The following is a 23,594-nucleotide window of genomic DNA, read 5'->3' as shown; positions in this document are numbered from 1 at the left end:
TAGCCGCTGCGAAGCGTTCGCAGCGGCTAAAAACACTGAAATATGCGAGATACTGATCGTTTTTTGGTCAGTTGCCGTTTTAAAAATCAGCAAGGGCTGAAGTCGACCGGAAATACAGGGCTACTTCAGAGCATCCTTAGGCGTTTACCTGATCGCTTTTATAGGCGCGCTGATTTTGGGTGCCATAACTGAGGTGCATGCAGCGGGTAAAGCATTCGGCTATACCTTCGGAGACAATTTACTGCATCATCTTGCGACTTCTATTGTCGCTGTAACCATTGCGCATGTTTTGAGTTTTTGGGTGGTGGGCATTTTTACTCGGGACACTTTAGGTAGCTCAAGTGTAGAAGCTCGCAATCGGCTGTATGTACCTCATGCGTTGGGGATTCTTAATTTAATAGCGCCATTGGGTTGCATTGCTCAACTTATCTATTGGGGAGCCAACCGCAGCAATCAAAGGGCAGCCGATGAGGCCAAGAGGGCTTTGCAGTTCCAGGCTACTTTCGCTGCGTTGTTTATCGCCGGAAACACGTTGACAGATAAGATTGATGGTGTCTTCGAGTTCGCCTTAACTATGCTATTGCTTATTGCATTTTTTGGCTGGTTGATTCAAACACTTATTGCCATATTTAAGGCTAAGCGCAATGGTGAATACAGATATCGATTTAGCCTGAAGTTTTTGATTAAAAATTAATAACGCTGTAACAATAGTGTTCATTTTCAGTGGTGATTATCATGCTCCTGACGCACAGGCGTGCCGAATTGCTCATTCCGCCAGCACGGGACACACACATTCAATACTGGCAGTACGTAGAGCAGTCCACCATCTGGCCATGGTTCTATGTGGAGTTGGTGAGAGCCTGTAAAGAAGACCGCGTGGCTAGCATGCTCATGATCCCGAACGTTCCAGCGCTTGAGCAGGTGCTTGCAGAACTCAATGGCAGCAAATGGTTGAGCCAAGTGCTAGTGGTCACGCCCAGCGATATAAATGGAAGCAGACGCTGGCAGATGGAGCCTCTTATCGAGCTAAGCGTTGCCAGAAACAAAGAGCACAAGCCTCTCGGCTATGTTTTCCAAGTCGAAGGTGGAGGCGTGTACACAACCTGCGCTCAACTGAACAGCTGCGACCTAGCGTCGTCATTACCCATTTTCTCTGCCGCTAAGCACCTTCGGTGATTGGCTCTTAACCGGTTGCATCACTATTCGAGGTAGTCATCCATATGACATTTTCGACACAGCCCCAGCGATCTTGCTCCGCTTCAGGCTCTCCCTTAGAGATCCTGCTCAACGGGCGCGCGACGATTTCTGACAGCCTCTCAATCTACAAGCTTGTAGAGTGCCTGACTTTCAATGACCTGGCCCGTATGGCCAAATCCGCTGACGTGTCCCGCAAGAATCAAATAGTTGCAGCTGTTTTGGGAGAGCCCCCAAACACTGTTAGGCAGAGGTTGAAGCATCCAAACAAATTGCTTAACCCTGATCAAGGTGCCCGTGCACTGCGCTTTGCGCAGATACTGACGCAGGCACAGGATATCTTTAGGGACCGATGTACAGCATCCCGCTGGTTTTTTGAGCCTGCAATCGGTTTAGGTGGGGAAAAACCAGTTCGGGTGCTTTCGAACCCATTCGGATACGAACTAGTAGCTGATCTCATGATGCGCATCGAGCACGGCGTCTACCACTGAGCCTCAATCTGCGAACCAAGCATCGGAGGTGTGATATGCGCAAAAAGAAGACTGTAAAGTATGTGTTGATGGCCCAGTTTGAGAGGGTGGCGTTGCAAGCTTTTGAAAAGCCGAATGATCAGGAGCAGGAGCGAAGCCGCCTGACCAGTGAGGCCCTAGCCGATGTGGTCGCTGGTGACGTTATTGATCATCAAGCAGTTCGAGCATGGGTCTGCCGCCTGACCACCGACGCCCCGCTGCCGATGTCCTGCTGAATGGAAGTGGGACGTCATCGTCGATTTGCTACCAGAACTGCCTGGAAAATTAGGTTTAGGCCTTGGGGGCGTGTTGACCATAGGGAAATATAGGTACGTCTACTGTGCTGGTACCCAACAGGGGCCGGCCCCGGAGCTGTTCTGAGTGTGGCTTCGTACGGCCATTGTCCGGCCAATTCCTGTGGTTATAGCAACTAGCAGCTCCTTAGGAACTCGAATATCATCAAGTCGCTTGCTCCGAGAATTCGTTGGCACCCAGCCTCCCCTTGGAGACATTCGAAAGCCCGCCCACAACAGGCGGGCTTTTCTATTTGGTGCATCAGGCATGGCGGGCGGCGCCGTGAAGGGCACTGCCCGGTTCACTGTGGTGGCCTGGCGAACAGGAAGCGAATGAGGCGGCGTGGCGGGGGTAGGCAAAGTCAGCCGAGACCGTAGAAGGTCGCGAGTAACCACGCCACCAAGGGCCGAACAGGTTATGCCGTCATAGGCAACCGCTTGTTGTGGCCGCCGAATACTCGGCGCCGGAGACTTGAGGGTGCTCGGTTTGAGGAGGTATGGCGCGCTATTGCATCGATCATCGCAGGTGTCTTCGCTGTACCTGTGTTCGATTCAGGGTGGTATTCTTGACAAATGTTTGCGGCGAGAGTGTAAAGCGCTTCTTTACACGGTTTCAGGCAGGTTTACTTTTTCAAGCCTATTCGAATGATATCCCTCTTCTTTCTTTACATTTTTATTGGTGGCCATTGTGACATATCCGCAAAATATTGATTTTGTTGAGAAAAATATTGCCAGGTCGCTCTTAATGGCTTCCTTGTGTGAACTACCGTTCTGATCAGCTGAGTTAGCTTTCTATCATGCGTATGCGGCTGATGCTGCTGGGTGGCGGTAATGCGCTGGGACAGGCGTTAATCCGCCTCGGTGCCGAGGAGGATATTGGTTTCCTCGCGCCGAAACCGCCGGAGTCGGGCTGGGATCCTGCCAGCCTGACCCAGTTGCTCGATGACACCCGTCCTGATGCCTTGGTCAACCTTGCCTACTACTTCGACTGGTTTCAGGCCGAGGTGGTGAGCGAGGCGCACTTTGCTGCCCAGGAGCGTGCTGTCGAACGTCTGGCTGAGCTCTGCCAGTATCACCAGATCCGTTTGTTGCAACCTTCCAGTTATCGCGTTTTCGACGGTGTGCGTGCCACGGCCTACAGCGAGAAAGAAGAGCCGCAGCCGCTCGGTTCACGCGGCCAAGCGCTGTGGCGCTTTGAGCAGCGCGTGCGGGCTATCTGTCCGCGCCACGTGTTGCTGCGCTTTGGTTGGTTGCTGGATGACAGCGCTAATGGCCGCCTTGGGCGTTTTCTAACGCGCGCGGCGCATGATGAGCCGTTGCTGTTGGCTGATGATCGGCGCGGCAGTCCAACACCTGTTGACGATGCCGCGCGGGTAATTCTTGCGGTGCTCAAGCAGCTGGATTGCCAGGCACCGCTGTGGGGGACGTATCACTACGGCGGGCACGAGGCGACCACTTCGCTGGCGTTGGGGCAGGCCGTGCTTAGTGAGGCGCGCAACTTCCGCAGCAATCTGGTCGATGAGGTAACCCCGCAAGCGCACAGCGCGCGGCCAGACGCTGCTGAAGAGCCGCAATATGCGGTGCTGTCATGCAAGAAAATTCTGCATACCTTTGGAATCAAGCCGCGAGCCTGGCGCTCGGGGCTGCCAAGTCTATTGGATCGTTACTACCGCCATGTCTGATTTGCGTCCTGTTCTAGTTACCGGTGGTGCCGGCTTTATCGGCTCGCACTTGGTTGATGCGTTGCTGGCACAGGGATACAGCGTGCGTGTGCTGGATAACCTGTCGATGGGCAAGTTAGCCAATCTGCCGCTGGATAACTCACGGTTGCAGTTTACCCAGGGCGATGTAGCGGATGCGGCCGTGGTGGCACACGCGGTTGCCGGCTGCGCTGCGGTGGCGCACCTGGCCGCGGTGGCTTCGGTGCAGGCCTCGGTGGATGATCCTGCGGGCACGCACCAGAGTAATTTCGTCGGGACCCTGAATGTCTGCGAGGCCATGCGTTTGCATGGTGTCAAACGTGTGCTGTTTGCTTCCAGTGCGGCGGTTTATGGCAACAACGGCGAAGGGCTGGCGATTGATGAGGATACGGCCAAAGCGCCGCTGACGCCCTATGCGGCGGACAAGCTGGCCAGTGAGCATTATCTGGATTTCTATCGTCGCCAGCATGGCCTTGAGCCTGCGATCTTCCGCTTCTTCAATATTTTCGGGCCGCGTCAGGATCCATCATCACCGTACTCTGGGGTGATTAGCATCTTCACGCAGCGCGCTCAGCAAGGTCTGCCTATCACCGTGTTTGGCGATGGCGAGCAGACGCGTGACTTCTTCTATATTGAGGATTTGCTCGCGCTGTTGAGCCAGGCGCTAACGGCTCCGCAGGTGGTGGAGGGGGCGGTGAACATCGGCTGGAATCAGGCGGTTAGTCTGAATCAGCTGTTGGTCGAAATTGGTGGGTTGTGTGGCGGCTTGCCTGTGGTCAGTTACCAGGCTCCGCGTGCGGGCGATATTCGCCATTCGCGGGCCAGCAACCAGCGTCTGCTGGCGAATTACCAACTGCCAAACGCAACGCCGATACGTGAGGGCTTGCGTCGACTATTGGCTCAGTCTTGAGGCACCGCTAAACGAAAAACCGGCCATCAGGCCGGTTTTTTATGAGCTCAGGCTTAGAATTTGTAGCCTATGCCGACCATGTAGACGAGCGGGTCTACGTCTACATCGACCTTGACCTTTTTGCCGCCATAACTGGTGGTGCCGGTGGTGTCGATGTCGATGTAGCGCAGCTGGGCGTTGACCATGATGTTGTCAGTCAACATGTAGTCCATGCCCACTTGCGCTGCCAGGCCCCAAGAGTCCTTCATGTCCAGGCCGCTAAAACCTTTGTCTTCTGCTCCGCTGCTCAACTTGGTGTCGAAGAACCATGTGTAGTTGATACCTGCGCCGACATAGGGCTGGAATGCCGAGCTGCCATCCAGTGGGTAATACACCACGCTCAGGGTCGGTGGCAGGTGTTTGAGCTCGCCCAGTTTGCCATTCAGGCCAGAGAAGCCGCCGGGCATACCTTTTACGCCGACGTTATGGCTGAACGGGGTGGCGGCCAATAGCTCGATGCCGATGTTGCTGGTCAGCATATAAGCGAAGTTCAGGCCCAGCTGGGTATCGCTATCCAGCGTTGCCTTGGTGCCGGCAACGTCTTGGCTAAGCGCGCCTACCCAGATATCGCTGCTGCTTTCATGCGGGTCAACGGTGATTGCACCGGCACGCACGATGATGTCGCCGGCTTGGTGTGCTTGTGCCAGTGGGGCGGCAATAGCCAGGGCCAGCAGTGAGGCAGTAAAAAGAGATGTACGCATGATGTGCTCCCATAAAGCATCGGTTCGTATTGGCTGGGTACGATGTTAGGGCGCGGGAAAAAACGTCTGTTGATCCAGCTCAATAAAGTCGTTAGCTAGCTAAATTCTCTTGCTGGACCGCTTGGCATGGGTGGTGCCTGCCTAGCTGGCGGTTGTTAGTCGATATGGGGTTGCTTGAGATGCATAATGCAGTTGATAATGGTTCTCTTTAGTACATCCTCTTAACAAGGAATGCCCCATGACCCCTCTGCCGAAGCGCCTGCTGGCAGTCGCTCTGGTTCTGGCCAGTGCGCCGCTCGCGGCAACCCCTCTGGATGCTGCACTGGATGAAAGTCAGCAACTGGCTGCCGATGCCAAGGCATCGCAGGTTCGCGTCGAACAACTCGATGATGCCAGCCGGGAAATGCTCACTGAGTACCGTAATGCCCTGCAGCAGGCTGAGGCCTTGCAGGGTTACAACGTCCAGCTGCGTGAGCTGGTGGCTGCGCAGCGCAAGGAGCTGAGCGGTTATCAGCAGCAGCTCGATGGCATTGAGCGCACTCAGGAGGCGGTAACGCCACAGATGCGTCGTATGGTCGAGGTGTTGGGCGAGTTTATCGCGGCCGATCTGCCCTTCCTGCCGGATGAGCGCAGTGATCGCCTGGCTCAATTGCAGGACTTGCTGCCGCGTGCGGATGTCAGCCTGGCCGAGAAATACCGGCGCATTCTTGAGGCCTACCAGGTGGAAAGTGATTACGGTCGCACCCTGGAAGCCTGGCGTGGCGAGTTACCGAATGAAGGTGGTTCGCGGAGTGTTGAGTTCCTGCGCCTGGGGCGTGTGATGCTGTATTACCAAACCCTGGATGGCCATGAAAGTGGCTGGTGGAACCCGCAAACGCGCAGCTGGGATGTCCTCGATGGCAGCGCCAGACGCCCGCTGCACCAAGCTATTGCGATTGCCCGTCAGGAGCAGGCCCCGGCCTTGCTTGACCTGCCTGTGAAGACCCTGGCGCTGGAGGCCAAGCAATGAATCGTCGTGTTCTAGCGTTCACTCTGGCTTTGTTGCCTGCTCTGGCCGGTGCTGCCGAGCCCTTGAGTCCTGATCAACTGTTGCAACGTATCCGCAGCGAGCGTGCTGCTGAAGTCAGCGCCATGCAGAGTCGTGAGCAGGCGTTTGTGGCCGAGCGCGGTGAGCGAGCTCAGCTACTGGCAAGCGCGCGTAGCGCTCTGGCTACGCAGAAGGCCGAGGCCGAGCGCCTGAAGGCTGAATTTGACCGTCAGGAAAGTCTGCTAGCCGAGCAGGAAAAACTCCTTAGCCAGCGTGTCGGCCACCTTGGTGAGTTATTTGGCGTGGTGCGGCAGAGCGCCGGCGATGTTGCAGGGCAGTGGCAGGACAGCCTGCTCAATGCTCAGTATCCCGAGCGTCTGGGGCGACTCAAGGCGCTGGCAGAAAGCCGCACACTGCCTTCTGCTGCTGACCTCGACAGCTACTGGATGCTGTTGCTCGAAGACCTGACCGCCAGCGGTCGCGTCGAACAACTGCAATTGCCAGTGGTCGCTGCCGATGGCACGCGTAACTCGCAAGATGTACTGCGTGTCGGTGCGTTTTCTGCTTACGGCGCAGATGCCTTTCTGCGTTATGACGCCGACGCTGGCGAGCTGCTGGTGCCGCCGCGCCAGCCTTCTGGGGCAGGTCAGGTTGAGGATTACCTGAGCAGTAATACTGCCGTTTCCAATTTGCCGGTTGACCCGAGCCGCGGCACGTTGCTGGCGCAGTTACAGCGTCAGCCTGGCTTGTGGGACCGTGTGCAGCAGGGCGGCCTGGTGGGCGGGGTGATTCTGGTCCTCGGTGCCTTCGGTTTGCTTCTGGCTGTTTGGCGCATGGTTTATCTGACGCGCGTGGGCCGTGGTGTGAATGCGCAGATGCATGATCTGAGCGCCCCGCGTGCGGATAACCCGCTGGGTCGAATCATTGGCGTGCTGGGGCCGAAACCGCAGTTGGCGGATCTGGAAACGCTAGAGCTGAAGATTGATGAGGCGATCCTGCAGGAAACTCCACCGCTGGAAAAAGGCCAGGGTTTGCTCAAGTTGCTCAGCGCTGTGGCTCCGTTGCTCGGTCTGTTGGGTACCGTGACCGGCATGATCGTCACCTTCCAGGCCATTACCCAGGGCGGTGGTGGTGATTCACGGCTGATGGCTGATGGTATCTCGCAGGCGCTGGTCACTACGGTGCTGGGGCTGGTTGTGGCGATTCCTTTGTTGTTCCTGCACACCCTGCTGGCAAGCCGTAGCAAGGGGTTGATTCAATTGCTGGAGCAACAAAGTGCTGGGTTGATTGCCCTGCATCTGTCGGGAACCCCGCGCCGTGACTAATTGGCTGGAGCTGTGGTTGCGCCTTGTCGACAGCAGCTATGCGTTGCTCGACTTTATGAGTGCGGGCGGCGTAGTGATGTGGGCGCTGGCTGGCCTGTGTGTGGTGTTCTGGACTCTGGTATTCGAGCGCTTTTGGTACATGCGCCGGGTGTTTCCGGAGTGGGTCAATGAGCGCCGTCAGGCTTGGCAGCAGGTGCTCAGTGACGACACCGGCAACTGGCAGCGCGCGGTACGCAGCGCTTGGTTGGCACAAGCGCAGCAACACCTGCTCGGGCCGTTGCGCCTGAGCAAGACCCTGGTGGCGATGTACCCGCTGCTGGGCTTGCTTGGCACCGTTAGCGGCATGGTAGCGGTGTTTGACGTGCTTGCCATCAACGGCACCGGTAACCCGCGCGGTATGGCGGCTGGTGTTTGGCAGGCGACCCTGCCGACCATGGCCGGCATGGTGTTGGCCATCACTGGATTGTTCAGCCTGGCGCGTCTTGAACGCGATGCTCGCCGGGCCCTAGAGCGGCTGGCTGACCAGCTGCGTCACGACTGAGACTGCAAAACATGAGAATGCGCCGTCACCACCAGCAAGACGAAGACACTGGCATTGACCTGACACCGATGCTCGACGTGGTTTTCATCATGCTGATCTTCTTTATCGTAACCAGCTCCTTTATCAAAGAGTCCGGCGTCGAAGTGCAGCGGCCCCAAGCGGAAACCGCCAGCCCACAAGACAAGGGCAATATCCTCATCGCCATCACCGCTGATGGGCAGGTGTGGATGGACAAGAAAGTTGTCGATGTGCGTAGCGTGCGTGCCCATGTAGAGCGCATGCGTGTTGATCAGCCGGATGGTGCAGTGGTTGTTCAGGCTGATCAGGATGCGCGTACCGGCCTGGTTGTGCAGGTGATGGACCAGGCGCGTCTGGCCGGTGTGCAGGATGTTGCGTTGGCTGCTACGGCGGGAGCGCACTGATGCGTTTGCCGCTGTCTTTTGTCGCCGCCTGTGCCATGGCGTTGGCGCTGTTTGGCTTGATGCTTTATATGGTCGCGCCGCCGAGCAGCAAGCCGACGGATGAGCCGCTGACGGTGGCTAACTTCGTCCGGCTGGACGGTGATTCTAGCGATACAGCAACGCGTACTCGTCAGCAGGCTCCGCAGCCGCCGCAAGCCGAAACCCAGCAGACGCCAACGCCACCAACGCCCATGGCGGCAACCCCTAGCGCCAATCTGCCAGCGCTGGATCTGCCGGTGCCGAGCCTGAGCACCGGGCTTGCCGTTAACAGCGCGCCGACACCTAGCTTGAGTGGTTTGGCTGCCGGCGCCTCGGCACCGAGCGCGCCGGCTCCTAGTGATGCCGGTGGTCAGCCGGGCGGCCCGGAAAGCGAAGTCATGCCGCTCAATGATGTACGCCCCGAATACCCGCGCTATGCCTTGCAGCGCAGCATTGAAGGCCACGTGAAGCTGGCCTTCACCATCAACCGCGCTGGTGCAGTGGAAAACGTACGCGTCATCGAAGCTAGCCCGCAGAACGTGTTCGAGCGTGAAGCGCGCCGCGCGGCCGTGCGTTGGCGTTTTGCACCGCGTACCGAGGGCGGTTTGGCGGTGGCTCGCGAAGCGGTAAAAACCTTGTACTTCCGCCTTGAGGGAGGTCGCTGATATGTATCGTCTACTGTTGCTGATCGCGCTGTGTGGCGCGGGTGCCGCGCAGGCGGCCGGGCAAAACGTTGATCCTGGTGTGTTTCGCGCCCTGAATACTGCGCAAGACGCGCAGAAAAAGGGCGACTACGCGGCTGCGCGCCGCGCCCTGGATGCCGCCAATGGGCAACCCGGTAGCCTGGAAGAAGCCTTGCTCTGGCGTAGTCGTGGTTACCTGGCGTGGGCCGAAGGGCAGAATGCCAAGGCCATCGAGCTACTGGAAAAGGTGCTCAAGAGCGGCAAGCTGGACGCCGAGCTACAGGCCGCTGAAGCGCTGAATATCGCTCGCCTGAACTTGGTCGAACGCCGCTATGCGCGCGTGATAACCCTGCTCGCACCGGGGCAGGCGAATGCCAATGAAGAGATGCTGCAGATGTTGGTGCAGGCCTATCAGGGGCTGGATCAGCCGGCCAAAGCGTTACCTTTAGCCGAGCGTTATGTACAGGCCAACCCGCAGGCCGGCGATAGCTGGCTGCAGTTTTTAGTCGCCATGAATGCTGACCTGAAGAAATATGCCGCCGCCGAGCGCTGGCAGCGGCAGTTACTCGCACGACAGCCTAATAATGCGCAGGGCTGGCGTCAGCTTGCGGCACTGCAGCAACTGAGCGGCAACAATGACAAGTCGTTGGCCACCTTGCGCGCGGCCTACCAGAAGGGCCTGCGTTTCAATGAAGGCGAACTGGATAACCTCGTGTTGCTAGCTGGGGCTGCAGATCAACCTTGGCAGGGTGCCAAATTGCTCGCTGGCATGCTCGATCAGGGCCTGTTACCGCGTACCAGTGCACGTGAGGAGCGCCTCGGGCTGCTCTGGTGGCAGGCGCGTGAGCGCAGTAAAGCCGCGGTTATTTTCCGTGAGCTGGCCAGCCGCTCGGGCAGTGCCAAACACTGGTTGAATCTTGCGCAGCTGGAGCTGGAGCAGGCTCGCTGGCAGGCCGGTCTGGATGCTTTGAACAAGGCCGAACGTGCCGGTGCGGAACGCAGCAAGGTGCGCGCCTGGCGTAACTGGGCGGAAAGTGAGCTGAGCTTCGCCCGGGAAAAACGCGTAGCCAGCGCTGGCTAGGTTTGTTTCAGTCAATAAAAAGCCAGACTCAAGGTCTGGCTTTTTATTGACTATTCGCCGAGAAACTTAGCTCTCTGGCATCTCATAGGCGTAAATCTTTTCGGCTTCCATCTGGTAGCCAGCCTCGGCCAGCTCGCTGCTGGTTTGCTCGACCTTGAGCGATCCCTCGATCCAGAACGGCTGGTACAAGGCATCCATCAGCACGCCCAGCTCGCTGGTGACGTGGACGATCTGGTTCGACGGCGGTGGCGGTACATGGATGCATGCGCCGAAATATGGCACCAGCAGAAACTCGGTCACCCGCCCTTCATCGGTGACATCCAGAGGCACGATATAGCCCGGTAGCTTCACCCGCTGGCCGTCCAACGCCTGCACCACTGGGGCTGCCGGCGATTGCTGGGCGGTGGCCGGCCCGGACTCTGACAACACGTTGCCCAGTTGCGACAAGTCATGGATCGGTGCCGGCTCAGTAGTTTGCGGCGGCGCATCAGCCGGAACCATTTCAGACCAGGTCAGCTCGCGTATGTCAGCAGCCGCCAACGGCAGTGCCAAGGTTAACAGCAGGGCAGCGAGCAGAGAACGGTGCATGGAAAAGCCTCATAAGCGGATCGATAAGCCATCGGCCAGTGATTGGCGGTAGGCGCGCCAGGCCGGTACACAGCCCATCAGCAGGGCGGCGCTCAGAATAGCGCCGAGTAGCGTCCACTCATAGCGGGTTGGCATGTTCAGTGGCAGGTACAGGCCGTAATTCGCCTGCACGTAGCCCTGCGCTGCGGCGATGCTTATATACAGCAGCAGTAAACCGAGCAGCACTCCCGCTAGAGCCAGGGCAAAGGCTTCTACGATCAGCAAGCTGGCGATATGCCAAGGCCGTGCGCCAACCGAGCGCAGAATCGCCATTTCCCGGCGGCGCTCGTTAAGGCTGGTGAGAATCGCTGTAAGCATGCCAATCAGCCCGGTCAGCACCACAAACAACGACACCACGAACAGGGCTTTCTCGGCCGTACCCATCAGGCTCCACAGCTCCTGCAGGGCCACGCCGGGCAAGATCGCCAGCAGTGGTTCACCGCGAAATTCGTTGATCTCGCGTTGCAGGCTGAAGGTGGCGATCTTGCTTTTCAGTCCGAGCATGACGGCGGTGATTTGCTTGGGCTGCAGGTTCATGGCTCGGGCTTGGTCGGCGCTGACACGATCCGCACCACGCGCCGGCATGCCGTTCTTCCAGTCGACATGCAGGGCTTCCATACCGGCCAGGGAAATATGCAAGGTGCGGTCAACCGGGGTGCCGGTACGTGCCAGGATACCCACGACCTTAAAGGGTTTGTCGTCGTGTTTAACCAGGCTGATGGTGGCCACGCCGTGGGCCAATACCAGTTCGCTGCCGAGCGTGTAATGCAACGCGTCGGCCACCTCGGCACCCAATACCACCTCGAACGGGTCGTCGGTAAATGCCCGGCCGCTGCTGAGCTTCAAGGCTTGATTGCGCGCATAGCGGTAGTGCTCGAAATACGCTGGGCTGGTGCCCATCACTCGGTAGCCGCGGTGTGAGTCGCCGAGGGAAATTGGAATGGCCCATTTCACTTGCGGGTGCTCGGCGAAGTGCTCGAAGCTGTCCCAGCGGATGTTGTTAGTGGCATTGCCGATGCGGAACACCGAGTACAGCAGCAGATTGACGCTGCCCGAACGTGCGCCGACGATCAAATCGGTACCGCTGATGGTGTTGGCAAAGCTGGCGCGGGCTTCGGTGCGCACCCGCTCCACGGCCAGCAGCAAGCATACGGACAGGGCTATGGCGAACACCGTCAGCCAGGCGGTAAAGCGACGGTTGCCCAGGCTGGCCAGGGCGAGACGCAGTAGATACATCGTTAAATCTCCGCCAGACGAGTGGCGCGGTTGAGTTCCGCCAGCGATAGGCTGCGGTCGAACAACCGCGCCAGGCTCTGATCGTGGCTGACAAACAGCAGGCTGGAGCCGGCCTCACGGCATTCGACGAACAGCAGTTCGAGGAATGCTTCGCGGGCGTCGGCATCTAGGGCCGAGGTGGGTTCGTCGGCGATCACCAGTTCGGGCTGGCCGATCAGGGCGCGGGCGGCGGCGACGCGCTGTTGCTGACCAATCGACAGGTCGCCGGCGCGCCGTTCAAGTAATTCCGGGTGGTGTAAACCTAAGTGGGCGAGCAGGGCGCTGGTCGCCTTGGCAACGCTGCCATGGCGCTGCACTGCGCGGCTGGCGCGCAGTTTAGAGAAGTGGCAGGGCAGTTCGACGTTTTCCCGTACCGAGAGAAACGGCAGCAAGTTGAACTGCTGGAAAATATAACCGGTATGGTCGACACGAAAGCGGTCGCGGGTGCCGGCGGACAGCTTGCTTAGGTCTTGCTCAAGGAGCTGAATGCTGCCGCGATTGGGCTTCTGCACGCCGCCGAGCAGGCCTAGCAGGGTGGTCTTGCCGCTCCCGCTAGGGCCTTTGAGGAACAAGCTTTCGCCACGTTGCAGGGTGAATTCGGCGATATCCAGCAGCTCGGGCTGGCCGGGCCAGGCAAAGCCTAGGTTAGACAGTTGGATCAGGGCTGTGCTCATGGGTAACTCGTTTGGCGCGTAGCGTGGATCTGGGCGCGTAGCTGACGTGTTTTCCACCACGCCACACCATTGCGCTGCGCGGTGGAAGAAGCGTCATACACCCTAGATTGTGCTGCAAGGGGCGAACGTTAGAAGCTCAGAGTCGGATGGGCGGGCGTCAGTTCCAAACCCTGTTGGCCATTTGGGCCAATCAGTTGTACCTGAATTTTCTGGGTGCCAGGAAAGCGTTTGAACAGCTCGGTCAGATCAATCTGCTGCAACTCGTCCGGTTGCGCACAGTTGAGGGTGTAGTGCGCGTCGATGTCGCTGTGTTCGTGTTCGTGTTCGTTCTCATGCTCGTCTGCTTCAGCATGGCCGCCGAATAGCGGGCTTTCCAGCTCTGTCTGGCTGACGCTGCACTCGCCAGCGTTCAGGCCAAACAGCACTTGCGGCTGTTCCAGTTGGCTGTGAACGGCTGCAACCTTGGCTTTATCGGCGTCGCTCTTCGCTTCGTGTTCAAAACCCACCAGGTTCATGGCCGGGCTTTCCAGTTGTAACTCCAGCACTTTGCCGTCGAGCACAACGTTGAGTTGAGCTGCACCGTGTTCGTGGGCACCGAGGCTGCCGTGCTCGGCATGCTCATGTTCGTCATCGCTGTGCGCGAAAGCGCCGGTAGCAAGGGGCAGTAGGGCAAACGGCAGGGCAAGTAGCAGGCGGCGCATGGGTATCTCCGGGTTGGTGTAATGAGTTGTTACGTTATAACAACTTGCGTGCGGCGTGGCTAGCCTTCCTTGGCGGTTCTGTGCGGACGTGGGAGCATGGCGGCTGATCAGTTGAGGGCAGGGTGATGGTGCGAATACGTGGGCAAATTGGAGCCTGGCCGGTGGACCTGACGGTTGAACTGGATGCGCAGGATTGGGCGCAGCTGGCCCAGCACATGGCAGTTGAAGCGCCGCCAGTTGCTGCGTCGACGGTGGCGGTTGCTCCGGCGGCCAGCGATACCCTGTGGCAGACCACGCTGGAATTGTTGCGTCGCGCTGGGCAGATCGAAGGCCCGCAATTACTTGCGCAGCTGGTTGCACTGGCGGGAGGCGAGGCGGCAGGCAAGCGCTTGCTGGTGCGTTTGCGGCATTGCGAGCAGGTGCGTATGGAAACCGGCGCGGATGCGCCGATTTATCACTGGGTCGGTTAATGCCTATTGCTGGAGAGGCTTACCCATCCAGCAAGCGCTGCGGTCAGTAAATCGCTTGATACAGCTTGCGCCGATAGGCGGTGACCAGCGTGTGGTCGTTACCCAGCAGGTCGAAGACTTGCAGCAGGGTTTTATGCGGCAGACCGTCGGAGTAGCTGCGGTTGCGGATAAACAGCTTGAGCAGGGCGTCCAGCGCCGCCTCGTAGTGCTGGCGCGCCAATTGCTGGATGGCCAGTTGGTAGCTCGCTTCATCATCTTCGGCGTTTTGCGCCAAGCGGCTTTTCAGGCTGGCGACGTCGGGCAGCTCGTTGGCCTCGCGTAAAAACGTCAGCTGCGCTCGTGCACCGGCTAGCGCTTGCTTGTGTTCATCGCCTTTTACGGCATTGAGTACCGCCTCGGCTTCGGCCAATTCGCCGCGCTCGGCCAGGCAGCGCGCATAGAGAATCAGCCCGGCAGCGTGCTCGTTATTTTCCGCCAACAGCGTTTTCAACTGCTCTTCGGCGTCGGCAAAGCGGCCTTCGTTGAATAACGTTTGGGCGGCCTCCATTGGGTCTGCCGCCAGCGGTGCTGGCTCGGTCACGTGGGGCTTGAGCAGTTCGCGGATCGCCGATTCAGGCTGCGCGCCGGCAAAGCCGTCCACCGGCTGGCCGTCTTTGAACAGCACCACAGTCGGCAGGCTGCGGATACCGAAGCGGGCCACTATGTCCTGCTCAATATCGCAATTGACCTTGGCTAGCAGCAGCTCGCCACGGTATTCCTCGGTGATCTTCGCCAGCAGTGGCATCAGCGCTTTGCACGGCGCGCACCACTCGGCCCAGAAGTCCACCAGTACGGGTTTGTGGAACGAGTTTTCGATTACCAACTGTTCAAAGCTGGCGCTGCCTGCGATATCAAAAATGTAAGGGGAATCGCTCATGGTCGGTCTCGGCTGGGCGCAAGTGGTGATGGTTTGGAATGCGGTGGACTATAAATGTGGGCGCGGGGTGGTGGCTACAAGGGGGCTGATGCGCGAGCGGCATGGTACAGACTGACATGGCGAAATTCGGCCGGCTCGGCCAGGTCTGGCCAGGTGCTGGCCTCAAGTATGCCGAGGCGCTGATACAGCGGGTGCTGGAAGTCGCGTACGCGTGAATCAGCCACCAAGGCTTGGCGACCACGGCTGAGAAACTGATCGAGCAGCGGCAGGTTGGCGCGGTCGTAGAGCACGTCGGCGACGATGATCAGGTCGAAACGATCAGCCTCTTGAAAGAAATCTGTTGAGTAGCTCAGCAGCACATCATTTAGCGCTGCGTTGGCCCGGCAGGCTGCGATGGCCAACGGGTCGAGGTCGCAGGCCACGACTTCCAGCGCGCCGGCCTTAGCGGCGGCGATCGCCGCCACGCCAGAACCTGCACCGAAATCCAGTACGCGCTTGCCGCGCACCCACTCCGGGTGCTCGGCAAGCCAGCGAGCCAGCACTAAACCGCTGGCCCAGCAGAAGCACCAGTAGGGCGGATCTTCGAGGATGCGCCGAGTTTCTTCTGGGCTGAAGGCGCGATCCATATTGCCCGCATCGATCAGCCACAGCTTGATTGCGGTGCCTGGCAGGGTTTCCGCGCTCAGTTGGGCGTCGCCGAGCAATTCACTCAGCGCAGCTTGTAAGGCGGCGGGTGGTTTCATGGCGCCGCTACCAAGCTTAGTTCACCAAGCGACTGGGTTTCGCTGCTGACAATTGGCCGAGCAGGTAAGCGCAGAATTAACTGACCAGCCTGGTTGGCGCGGCCATGTAGTTCTACGTGGGCGTGCTTATTGAAGGTTTCTGGGTTGAACGGCAGGTGAAACGCTAGCGGGCTGCCGGTGCCACGCAGTTTGATGCTGGCGAGCAAGGCGTGCGGCGTGCCGCTCTGGTCTACAGCCAGCAGGGCCAGTTCGACCTCGGCGGCATTCGGTACATTCAACAGGTTGCCACTCAGCTCGCGCTGGTGCGCGGGTAGCGGCGCTGCTTGTACCGGCGCTGGTGGTTGCACGGGCTTCGCAGGGAGCGGGCTATCGTTGGCACAGGCCGTCAGCAGGGCTAGCAGGCTCAGTAGAATCAGCGGTTGCAGCGGCGGGCGGGCTTTCATCTAGGTCATCAACTTCGCGGGTTTGGGTGGGCGCTTGTATACCGCAAAGACCTCGGTTTGTCTTGCTTGTGGGATGCGCTACCATGGCCGCTTTCGTCTAAGGCTGGCTTTATTTATGCACTGTCCCTTCTGCGGTGCCAACGACACCAAGGTGATCGACTCACGGCTGGTTGCTGAGGGCGGGCAGGTACGTCGTCGGCGTGAATGCGTGGCTTGTGAGGAGCGCTTTACTACCTTTGAAACGGCCGAGCTGGTTATGCCACGGCTGATCAAGCAGGACGGTAGCCGTCAGCCGTTCGATGAGGACAAGCTGCGCGCCGGCATGCAGCGCGCGCTGGAGAAACGTCCGGTGAGTATCGAGCGCTTGGAAGCGGCCATTGCCCACATCAAGCACAAGCTGCGGGCGACTGGCGAGCGTGAGATCAAGTCGCTGGTGCTGGGCGAGCTGGTGATGACCGAGTTGCAAAAGCTCGATGAAGTGGCCTATATCCGTTTTGCTTCGGTGTACAAACGCTTTCAAGACCTCAACGAGTTCCGTGAGGAAATCGATCGTCTGTCCCGCGAACCTACCCAAGGTTGATGATGAATTCAGATCACGCCTTTATGGCTCGCGCGCTGGAGTTGGCCCGCAAAGGCTTGTACTCCACTCACCCCAATCCCCGCGTCGGCTGCGTGATCGTTCGTGATGGACGCATCGTCGGTGAGGGCTGGCATGCCCGTGCGGGTGAGCCACATGCTGAAGTGCATGCGCTGCGTCAGGCTGGCGACAAAGCCCGCGGTGCCACGGCCTACGTCACCCTGGAGCCATGTAGCCACCATGGGCGCACGCCGCCTTGTGCTGATGCGCTGGTTAACGCGGGGATTACCCGTGTCGTTGCCGCCATGCAGGACCCTAACCCGCAGGTGGGGGGTGATGGTCTATTGCGTTTGATGCATGCCGGCATCGCGGTGCAGAGTGGCGTGCTCGAGGCAGAGGCGCGGGCGCTGAATGCTGGCTTTATCAAACGTATGGAGAAGGGCCTGCCGTTTGTTCGGGTCAAATTGGCGATGAGCCTGGATGGGCGCACCGCCATGGCCAGTGGGGAAAGCCAGTGGATTACCGGGCCGGCTGCGCGTGCTGCGGTCCAGCGTTTACGCGCTCGTGCCAGTGTAGTGCTGACCGGTGCCGACACCGTGCTGGCGGATGATGCCCGCTTGACGGTACGGGTTGATGAACTGGGCCTGGGGGCCGAGCTGAGCGCCTTGGCGCAAGCGCGTCCGCCGCTGCGGGTGTTGGTAGACGGACGTTTGCGGGTGCCGCTGAGTGTGCCGTTTTTCCAGGTTGGCCCTGCGCTGGTGGCGACCTGTGCTGCGGCCTCGGCGCGTGATCGCTATCTCGATGACGGGCACGAGCTATTGGCCGTGCCGGGCAGCAACGGACATGTTGATCTGCGCAAGTTGCTGCTTGAGTTGGCGGCGCGTGGTGCCAACGAGGTGCTGGTGGAGGCTGGGCCACGTCTGGCAGGGGCGTTTGCCCGCCAAGGTCTGGTTGATGAATATCAATTGTTCGTTGCGCCCAAGCTGCTGGGCTCTAGTGCCAGGCCGTTGCTTGACCTGCCGCTGGCGCGCATGGCCGATGCGCCGGCACTGAAAATTGTCGAGATGCGTGCAGTGGGTGATGACTGGCGAATTATCGCGGTGCCGCAACCGGTCGTTTGATGGTTGGCTATTAGCGCTGGCATTCCATTAGCGATGGCACACCATTCAAACCGTCGTTTGCCGATGCAGGGTGGCGGTAATCTGTGGTAAAACGCGTCTCGGCTACGCAAGTGGCCGCAACGTTCTCAGGGCGGGGTGTAATTCCCCACCGGCGGTAATGGCTGCAAGGCCTAGCCCGCGAGCGCTTGTCAGGTTGGTGTAAACCGCCGGGCAAGGTCAGCAGACCCGGTGTGATTCCGGGGCCGACGGTTAAAGTCCGGATAAAGAGAGAGCGGGATTGCCTCAATGAGGCGTGCTTAGGTGCGCCTAGAGATCCCTATCGATCAAACGCGCCCTGTTTTTTATAAAACAGGAGTTGGTCTAGATGTCTGATTTTTATTTCGAGCCCCGTGCCTCTGGCGTTATCCGCCAGTGCTTTGCCGTGGGCGTTGCGCAGGGGGTGGTATGTTTACCGGCATAATCGAAGCCATTGGCAGTATCCGTGCATTGACCCCAAAAGGCGGCGATGTGCGGGTGTATGTGGAGACCGGCAAGCTCGACCTTGGCGACGTCAAACTCGGCGACAGTATTGCGGTGAATGGCGTATGCCTGACTGCCGTAGAGTTGCCCGGCGATGGTTTCTGGGCCGATGTCAGCCGCGAAACCCTGGCGCATACCGCCTTTATCAGCTTGAAAGCCGGTAGCAAGGTCAATCTGGAGAAGGCGCTGACACCTACCAGTCGCCTCGGTGGTCACTTGGTCAGCGGCCATGTGGATGGCGTCGGTGAAGTCATCGCTCGCGCCGATAACGCCCGCGCTGTGCAGTTCACCATTCGCGCGCCGCGCGAACTGGCCAAATACATCGCCCACAAGGGCTCGATTACCGTGGATGGCACCAGCCTGACCGTCAATTCGGTCAACGGCGCCGAGTTCGAGCTGACCATCGTGCCGCATACCCTGGCCGAAACCATCATGGTCGACTATCGCCCTGGCAGTCAGATCAACCTTGAAGTGGATCTGCTGGCGCGTTACCTGGAGCGTCTGCTGCTCGGTGACAAGGCCGCTGAACCTAAGGCTTCGGGCATGACCGAAGGCTTTCTCGCCGAACACGGCTACCTGAACAAATAAGGAATCGCCAGCATGGCTCTTAACACTATCGAAGAATTGGTCGAAGACATCCGCGCCGGCAAGATGGTCATCCTGATGGATGACGAAGACCGCGAGAACGAAGGTGATCTGATTGTTGCCTCGGAGTGCGTGACCGCCGAGCACATTAACTTTATGGCGCGCTTTGCCCGTGGCCTGATTTGCATGCCGATGACCCGCGAGCGTTGCGAAACCCTCAAGCTGCCACTGATGGCACCACGCAACGGTTCCGGTTTTGGCACCAAGTTCACCGTTTCCATCGAAGCGGCTGTTGGCGTGACTACCGGTATTTCTGCAGCTGACCGCGCCTGTACCGTACAGGCCGCTGCAGCGAAGAATGCCGTCGCTGATGACATTGTCAGTCCTGGCCATATCTTCCCGCTAATGGCCCAGCCCGGCGGCGTGCTGGCCCGTGCCGGGCATACCGAAGCAGCCTGCGACCTGGCCCGCATGGGCGGCTTTGAGCCGAGTGGGGTGATCTGCGAGATCATGAATGACGACGGCACCATGTCGCGTCGCCCTGAGCTGGAAGAGTTCGCCAAGCAACACGGCATCAAAATCGGCACCATCGCTGACCTTATTCATTACCGCTTGATGCACGAACGCACGGTTGAGCGGGTCAGCGAACAGGTGCTCGATACCGAGTTGGGTCAGTTCAATTTGGTGACCTATCGCGATGGTGTCGAGGATACGGCGCACATGGCCCTGACCTTAGGTGCGGTGTGCGCTGAAGAGCCGACCCTGGTGCGGGTGCACAACATGGACCCGCTGCGCGATTTGTTTCTGGTCAATCAGCCAGGTCGTTGGAGCATGCGTGCGGCCATGGCTGAAGTTGCTAAGGCCGGTAGTGGCGTAGTGCTGCTGTTGGGCAATCCGCTGACCGGGCCTGAACTGCTGGCGCTGTTGGACCGTCAGCAACCCGCCAGTCCGACGACCTACAGCACGGTGGGTGCTGGCTCGCAGATTCTGCGTGACCTCGGCGTGCGCAAGATGCGCCTGATGAGTTCGCCAATGAAGTTCAATGCAATATCCGGTTTCGACCTGGAAGTTGTAGAATACCTGCCCGCTGAATAACCACCGCCGCGCTACTGCGCTGGACGTGCTGCGTTGCAAACAGGCTCGGCTTGCTCATTTACCTTAGTAAACCCTGCAGCCTCGCCTGTTTCCGCTTTGTCTGTGCAGCGTTCGCTACGCGCTGTTCTGTTGGGCTATAACCTTTTTGCCCCCTGGCTCTTTAACGCTATATGAGAATTTTTTTATGACCCTGAAGACCATCGAAGGTACTTTCATCGCCCCCAAAGGCAACTTTGCACTGGTCGTCGGCCGCTTTAACAGCTTCGTTGTTGAAAGCCTGGTAAGCGGCGCAGTTGACGCTCTGGTTCGCCACGGCGTGAGCGAAAGCGACATCACCATCATTCGCGCGCCGGGTGCGTTCGAGATCCCGTTGGTGGCGCAGAAGGTTGCCCAGCGTGGCGACTTCGACGCGATCATCGCCCTTGGTGCGGTGATTCGTGGCGGTACTCCGCACTTCGAATATGTGGCGGGTGAATGCACCAAGGGCCTGGCCCAGGTCTCTATGGAGTTCGGCGTGCCGGTGGCGTTCGGCGTGCTGACAGTCGATTCCATTGAGCAAGCAATTGAACGCTCTGGGACCAAGGCTGGTAACAAAGGTGCGGAAGCCGCACTGTCCGCCCTGGAAATGGTCAGCCTGCTGGCGCAGTTGGAGGCCAAGTGAGCCAGAACGATAGCAACGGGCAGCAGCCGCAAGCGCCAAAAAAAGGCCCTAGCACCAAGACCCTCGCGCGCCGTCAGGCGCGCTCCCTGGCTATGCAGGCGCTGTACTCCTGGCATATGGCTGGCCAGTCGCTGAACGAAATCGAAGCGCAGTTCCGTGTCGATAACGACTTCACTGCGGTTGACGGTGCCTACTTCCACGAAATTCTGCATGGTGTGCCACGGCAGAAAACCGAGATCGATGGCGCGTTCGAGTCCCTGTTGGATCGTCCGCTGGCTGAGATCGACCCGGTAGAACTGTCGATTTTGCGCTTGTCGACCTTCGAACTGAAAAACCGCATCGATATTCCCTATCGCGTGGTGATCAACGAAGGTATCGAACTGGCCAAGGTGTTTGGTGCTACCGACGGGCACAAGTTCGTCAACGGTGTGCTGGACAAGCTGGCTCCACGCTTGCGAGCTGATGAAGTTCGCGCCAACAAGCGTTAAGCCTGTTTTGGGTGAGTTCGAGCTGATCAGTCACTACTTCGCTGCTGCGTCTTGTGCGCAGGCTGGCGAAGGCGTGGCCTTGGGCATCGGTGACGACTGCGCCCTGTTGGAATTGCCGGTTGCTGAGCAACTGGCAATCTCCACTGACACCCTGGTTGCTGGGGTGCATTTTCCCCACTCTCCTGATCCTTTTCTGCTCGGCCAGCGTGCGCTGGGCGTTTCGGTCAGCGATCTGGCTGCCATGGGCGCGACGCCTGTCGGCTTTACCCTCGCATTGACGCTGCCAAGCGCTGAGCCCGATTGGCTGCAGGCTTTTGCTCGCGGTCTGGACGACATGGCGCAACGCTGCGCGATTCGTTTGATTGGCGGCGACACCACGCGCGGTCCTCTGAGCCTCACGCTTACTGTCTTCGGCCGCGTGCCGGCTGGCATGGCGCTGACCCGCAAGGGCGCGCAGGTCGGTGATCTGCTCTGCGTCGGCGGTGAGTTGGGCGATGCTGCGGGTGCTTTGCCGCTGGTGCTGGGGCAACAGCCTGCCGAGTCGGCGGCGGCCGAGGTACTGCTGGCGCGTTACTGGTCGCCCGTGCCACAGCTTGAATTGGGCCAGGCGCTACGTGGCAAAGCCACGGCGGCACTGGATATCTCAGATGGTTTGCTGGCTGACTGTGGGCATATCGCGGCGGCGTCTGGCGTTGGCTTAGTCATTGAGCAGGCACAAGTGCCGCTTTCCGCTGCGTTGCTGGCAATTGCCGGTGAGCCGCTGGCGCTCCAGTGTGCATTAAGTGGTGGCGATGATTACCGGCTAGCGTTTACCTTGCCCGCGCAGTATCTGGCTGAGCTGCAACAGGCGAGTTTGCCGGTGCGGGTGATTGGCCGGGTTGTCGCGGGCCAGGGTGTTAGTCTGCTGGACGTGCAAGGCCGTCCCGTTCAACCGCCCTGTAGCGGCTATCAACATTTTGGAAGTGCCCGTGACTGATCATCCCAAGCAAGTTCCCGCCGAGTTTGTACCGCCATCGGTATGGCGTAATCCATGGCATTTTCTAGCGTTCGGGTTCGGCTCCGGCACCTTGCCGAAAGCACCTGGCACCTGGGGTTCGCTGGTGGCACTGCCGTTTATCCCGCTCTGGCAGTTGTTGCCTGACTGGGGGTACTGGCTGATGCTCGGCATTACCATGCTGTTCGGCTTCTGGCTGTGCGGCAAGGTGGCTGACGACCTGCGCGTGCATGATCATGAGGGCATCGTCTGGGACGAAATGGTCGGCATGTGGATCACTCTCTGGCTGGTGCCTGACGGTTGGGGCTGGCTACTGCTAGGCTTCTTATTGTTTCGCCTGTTCGACATCCTCAAGCCGTGGCCGATTCGTTGGATTGATCGGCATGTGCATGGCGGGGTCGGCATCATGCTTGATGACGTGCTGGCCGGGGTGTTTGCTTGGCTTGCCTTGCAGGTGGTGGTGTGGGGCTGGGCGAATGGATTGGCTGCTGCGCTGGGCTGGTAGTAAGGGAGGTGTCGGCGATGAGGTGTTACCGTTGCTGGGTTATATGGGCGGTAATGAGTATTGCCTGTGCACTGGTTCATGCGGATGAACCGACACAGGTGCGAATCGCTGCCGAGGTTTGGCCCGGGTTTACCAATGCCGATGGCAGCGGTGTGTCCTGGGACATCTTTCGCATGGTGTATGAGCCAGTAGGGGTAAAGCTGCAGGCGCTTAGTGAGCCTTATACCCGCTCGATTGGCTTAGTACAGCGCGGTGAAGCCGATGCCTGGGTCGGTTCTTATCGCAATGAAGTCAAGCTGGGTGCGGTCTACCCACGCTGGCACTATGACTTTGATCAGATCGTGGCGCTGGGCTTGAGTCGTACGCCGGTGCCGACGCTGGAAAACCTAGGCTCGTTTCGCCTGGCCTGGGTGCGTGGTTATGAGTACCAGCAATATCTACCAAACTTGCGTCAGTACCGCGAAGTAATTCGTCGCAGCGGTATCCTCGGTATGCTGGACCAAGGGCGTGCAGACTTTTATCTCGATGCAGTGGACGAGGTGGCGGATATTCTCGATACCGCCAGCGACCCGACGCAATATCGTGTGACGCCAGTGACTAAGCTAAACCTCTATCTTGGCTTTACCGATAGTGAGCGTGGTCGCGCCTTGGCTGAGCTGTTTGATCAGCGCATGGACGAACTGGTGGCGGATGGCAGTCTGCGGCCGATATTTCAACGCTGGCAGCAGCCATATCCCTTTGACTGATGACGGTGAGG

General features: G+C 59.1%; 30 protein-coding genes and 1 riboswitch. Of the genes, 22 read left to right on the top strand and 8 right to left on the bottom strand.

Going from position 1 to position 23,594, the window contains the following annotated elements; all coding sequences use genetic code 11:
• Positions 1-175 precede the first annotated feature (175 nt).
• From VCA57_RS15235 to VCA57_RS15210, 6 genes are all read left to right on the top strand, one after another.
• Positions 176-694, top strand: coding sequence for a DUF4870 domain-containing protein (locus VCA57_RS15235; protein ID WP_411185907.1), 519 nt, complete (start codon positions 176-178; stop codon positions 692-694).
• Positions 695-735: 41 nt separating this feature from the next.
• The gene (locus tag VCA57_RS15230) at positions 736-1,176 is read left to right on the top strand and encodes a hypothetical protein (protein ID WP_411185906.1); all 441 of its coding nucleotides are present in this window, start codon (positions 736-738) and stop codon (positions 1,174-1,176) included.
• A 44-nt stretch (positions 1,177-1,220) separates the two neighbouring features.
• Entirely contained in the window at positions 1,221-1,685 is a 465-nt protein-coding gene (locus VCA57_RS15225; protein ID WP_411185905.1) for an antitoxin Xre/MbcA/ParS toxin-binding domain-containing protein, read from the top strand.
• A gap of 68 nt (positions 1,686-1,753) precedes the next feature.
• Positions 1,754-1,939, top strand: a complete 186-nt coding sequence (locus VCA57_RS15220; RefSeq protein WP_411185920.1) for a CopG family transcriptional regulator — start codon at positions 1,754-1,756, stop codon at positions 1,937-1,939.
• 854 nt (positions 1,940-2,793) lie between these two features.
• Positions 2,794-3,678 carry a sugar nucleotide-binding protein gene (locus tag VCA57_RS15215; protein WP_411185904.1) on the top strand — a complete coding sequence of 295 codons (885 nt, stop codon included), beginning with the start codon at positions 2,794-2,796 and terminating at the stop codon, positions 3,676-3,678.
• Positions 3,671-4,606, top strand: coding sequence for an NAD-dependent epimerase/dehydratase family protein (locus tag VCA57_RS15210; RefSeq protein ID WP_411185902.1), 936 nt, complete (start codon positions 3,671-3,673; stop codon positions 4,604-4,606). The genes VCA57_RS15215 and VCA57_RS15210 overlap by 8 nt, the downstream gene beginning before the upstream one ends.
• A 53-nt stretch (positions 4,607-4,659) precedes the next feature.
• Here the strand turns inward: VCA57_RS15210 and VCA57_RS15205 are convergent, their stop codons facing one another.
• Positions 4,660-5,346: an OmpW/AlkL family protein gene (locus VCA57_RS15205; protein ID WP_411185901.1), complete on the bottom strand. Its 687-nt coding sequence runs from the start codon at positions 5,344-5,346 to the stop codon at positions 4,660-4,662.
• Between the two features lie 238 nt (positions 5,347-5,584).
• On the opposite strand from VCA57_RS15205, the gene VCA57_RS15200 reads away from it, so the two are divergent.
• The 6 genes from VCA57_RS15200 to VCA57_RS15175 are packed head-to-tail and all read left to right on the top strand — an operon-like array spanning position 5,585 to position 10,443.
• On the top strand, positions 5,585-6,355 hold the full coding sequence (locus VCA57_RS15200) for a DUF3450 domain-containing protein (protein ID WP_411185900.1): 771 nt from the start codon (positions 5,585-5,587) through the stop codon (positions 6,353-6,355).
• Complete coding sequence (locus VCA57_RS15195) at positions 6,352-7,698, top strand: MotA/TolQ/ExbB proton channel family protein (protein ID WP_411185899.1); 1,347 nt, start codon at positions 6,352-6,354, stop codon at positions 7,696-7,698. Before VCA57_RS15200 ends, VCA57_RS15195 begins: the two co-directional genes overlap by 4 nt.
• Before the next feature lie 55 nt (positions 7,699-7,753).
• A complete protein-coding gene (locus VCA57_RS15190) occupies positions 7,754-8,239 on the top strand; it encodes a MotA/TolQ/ExbB proton channel family protein (RefSeq protein ID WP_411185919.1) in 486 nt (161 codons plus the stop codon).
• An 11-nt stretch (positions 8,240-8,250) separates the two neighbouring features.
• A complete protein-coding gene (locus tag VCA57_RS15185) occupies positions 8,251-8,661 on the top strand; it encodes an ExbD/TolR family protein (protein WP_411185897.1) in 411 nt (136 codons plus the stop codon).
• Positions 8,661-9,344 carry an energy transducer TonB gene (locus tag VCA57_RS15180; RefSeq protein WP_411185896.1) on the top strand — a complete coding sequence of 228 codons (684 nt, stop codon included), beginning with the start codon at positions 8,661-8,663 and terminating at the stop codon, positions 9,342-9,344. Before VCA57_RS15185 ends, VCA57_RS15180 begins: the two co-directional genes overlap by 1 nt.
• A 1-nt stretch (position 9,345) precedes the next feature.
• Positions 9,346-10,443 carry a hypothetical protein gene (locus VCA57_RS15175; protein WP_411185895.1) on the top strand — a complete coding sequence of 366 codons (1,098 nt, stop codon included), beginning with the start codon at positions 9,346-9,348 and terminating at the stop codon, positions 10,441-10,443.
• Positions 10,444-10,509: 66 nt separating this feature from the next.
• Here the strand turns inward: VCA57_RS15175 and VCA57_RS15170 are convergent, their stop codons facing one another.
• From VCA57_RS15170 to VCA57_RS15155, 4 genes are all read right to left on the bottom strand, one after another.
• Entirely contained in the window at positions 10,510-11,031 is a 522-nt protein-coding gene (locus VCA57_RS15170) for a DUF3299 domain-containing protein (RefSeq protein ID WP_411185894.1), read from the bottom strand.
• A gap of 9 nt (positions 11,032-11,040) precedes the next feature.
• On the bottom strand, positions 11,041-12,306 hold the full coding sequence (locus tag VCA57_RS15165) for an ABC transporter permease (RefSeq protein WP_411185893.1): 1,266 nt from the start codon (positions 12,304-12,306) through the stop codon (positions 11,041-11,043).
• A gap of 2 nt (positions 12,307-12,308) precedes the next feature.
• Positions 12,309-13,019 carry an ABC transporter ATP-binding protein gene (locus VCA57_RS15160; protein WP_411185892.1) on the bottom strand — a complete coding sequence of 237 codons (711 nt, stop codon included), beginning with the start codon at positions 13,017-13,019 and terminating at the stop codon, positions 12,309-12,311.
• A 128-nt stretch (positions 13,020-13,147) separates the two neighbouring features.
• On the bottom strand, positions 13,148-13,720 hold the full coding sequence (locus VCA57_RS15155; protein ID WP_411185891.1) for a DUF2796 domain-containing protein: 573 nt from the start codon (positions 13,718-13,720) through the stop codon (positions 13,148-13,150).
• Between the two features lie 125 nt (positions 13,721-13,845).
• Here VCA57_RS15155 and VCA57_RS15150 point away from each other — a divergent pair, with 125 nt between their 5' ends.
• A complete protein-coding gene (locus VCA57_RS15150) occupies positions 13,846-14,190 on the top strand; it encodes a hypothetical protein (RefSeq protein ID WP_411185890.1) in 345 nt (114 codons plus the stop codon).
• A gap of 43 nt (positions 14,191-14,233) precedes the next feature.
• Here VCA57_RS15150 and trxA read toward each other — a convergent pair whose 3' ends face one another.
• The 3 genes from trxA to VCA57_RS15135 all read right to left on the bottom strand — a co-directional run bounded on the left by trxA (position 14,234) and on the right by VCA57_RS15135 (position 16,292).
• A complete protein-coding gene (trxA, locus tag VCA57_RS15145; RefSeq protein ID WP_411185889.1) occupies positions 14,234-15,106 on the bottom strand; it encodes a thioredoxin in 873 nt (290 codons plus the stop codon).
• 74 nt (positions 15,107-15,180) lie between these two features.
• Complete coding sequence (locus VCA57_RS15140) at positions 15,181-15,849, bottom strand: class I SAM-dependent methyltransferase (RefSeq protein WP_411185888.1); 669 nt, start codon at positions 15,847-15,849, stop codon at positions 15,181-15,183.
• Positions 15,846-16,292, bottom strand: a complete 447-nt coding sequence (locus tag VCA57_RS15135; RefSeq protein WP_411185887.1) for a YbaY family lipoprotein — start codon at positions 16,290-16,292, stop codon at positions 15,846-15,848. Before VCA57_RS15135 ends, VCA57_RS15140 begins: the two co-directional genes overlap by 4 nt.
• Before the next feature lie 115 nt (positions 16,293-16,407).
• Here VCA57_RS15135 and nrdR point away from each other — a divergent pair, with 115 nt between their 5' ends.
• The 9 genes from nrdR to VCA57_RS15090 all read left to right on the top strand — a co-directional run bounded on the left by nrdR (position 16,408) and on the right by VCA57_RS15090 (position 23,583).
• Positions 16,408-16,872 carry a transcriptional regulator NrdR gene (nrdR, locus tag VCA57_RS15130; RefSeq protein ID WP_411185886.1) on the top strand — a complete coding sequence of 155 codons (465 nt, stop codon included), beginning with the start codon at positions 16,408-16,410 and terminating at the stop codon, positions 16,870-16,872.
• Positions 16,872-17,990: a bifunctional diaminohydroxyphosphoribosylaminopyrimidine deaminase/5-amino-6-(5-phosphoribosylamino)uracil reductase RibD gene (gene ribD / locus VCA57_RS15125; RefSeq protein WP_411185885.1), complete on the top strand. Its 1,119-nt coding sequence runs from the start codon at positions 16,872-16,874 to the stop codon at positions 17,988-17,990. The genes nrdR and ribD overlap by 1 nt, the downstream gene beginning before the upstream one ends.
• A 117-nt stretch (positions 17,991-18,107) precedes the next feature.
• A riboswitch (FMN riboswitch) is annotated at positions 18,108-18,267 on the top strand.
• A gap of 167 nt (positions 18,268-18,434) precedes the next feature.
• Entirely contained in the window at positions 18,435-19,097 is a 663-nt protein-coding gene (locus VCA57_RS15120) for a riboflavin synthase (RefSeq protein WP_411185884.1), read from the top strand.
• A 12-nt stretch (positions 19,098-19,109) separates the two neighbouring features.
• Positions 19,110-20,189: a bifunctional 3,4-dihydroxy-2-butanone-4-phosphate synthase/GTP cyclohydrolase II gene (ribBA, locus tag VCA57_RS15115; protein ID WP_411185883.1), complete on the top strand. Its 1,080-nt coding sequence runs from the start codon at positions 19,110-19,112 to the stop codon at positions 20,187-20,189.
• Between the two features lie 184 nt (positions 20,190-20,373).
• A complete protein-coding gene (gene ribE / locus VCA57_RS15110; protein WP_411185882.1) occupies positions 20,374-20,850 on the top strand; it encodes a 6,7-dimethyl-8-ribityllumazine synthase in 477 nt (158 codons plus the stop codon).
• Entirely contained in the window at positions 20,847-21,338 is a 492-nt protein-coding gene (gene nusB, locus VCA57_RS15105; RefSeq protein ID WP_411185880.1) for a transcription antitermination factor NusB, read from the top strand. Before ribE ends, nusB begins: the two co-directional genes overlap by 4 nt.
• A 7-nt stretch (positions 21,339-21,345) precedes the next feature.
• On the top strand, positions 21,346-22,314 hold the full coding sequence (gene thiL, locus VCA57_RS15100) for a thiamine-phosphate kinase (RefSeq protein WP_411185918.1): 969 nt from the start codon (positions 21,346-21,348) through the stop codon (positions 22,312-22,314).
• Positions 22,307-22,837, top strand: coding sequence for a phosphatidylglycerophosphatase A (locus VCA57_RS15095; RefSeq protein WP_411185879.1), 531 nt, complete (start codon positions 22,307-22,309; stop codon positions 22,835-22,837). The genes thiL and VCA57_RS15095 overlap by 8 nt, the downstream gene beginning before the upstream one ends.
• Before the next feature lie 53 nt (positions 22,838-22,890).
• Positions 22,891-23,583, top strand: coding sequence for a substrate-binding periplasmic protein (locus tag VCA57_RS15090; protein ID WP_411185878.1), 693 nt, complete (start codon positions 22,891-22,893; stop codon positions 23,581-23,583).
• Positions 23,584-23,594 lie beyond the last annotated feature (11 nt).

The sequence above is a fragment of the Pseudomonas sp. genome, from assembly GCF_046581935.1.
In the GTDB taxonomy this organism is placed as follows: domain Bacteria; phylum Pseudomonadota; class Gammaproteobacteria; order Pseudomonadales; family Pseudomonadaceae; genus Aquipseudomonas.
Note: the sequence above shows the minus strand (reverse complement) of the source record. Positions and strands in the feature narration are given on the sequence as shown.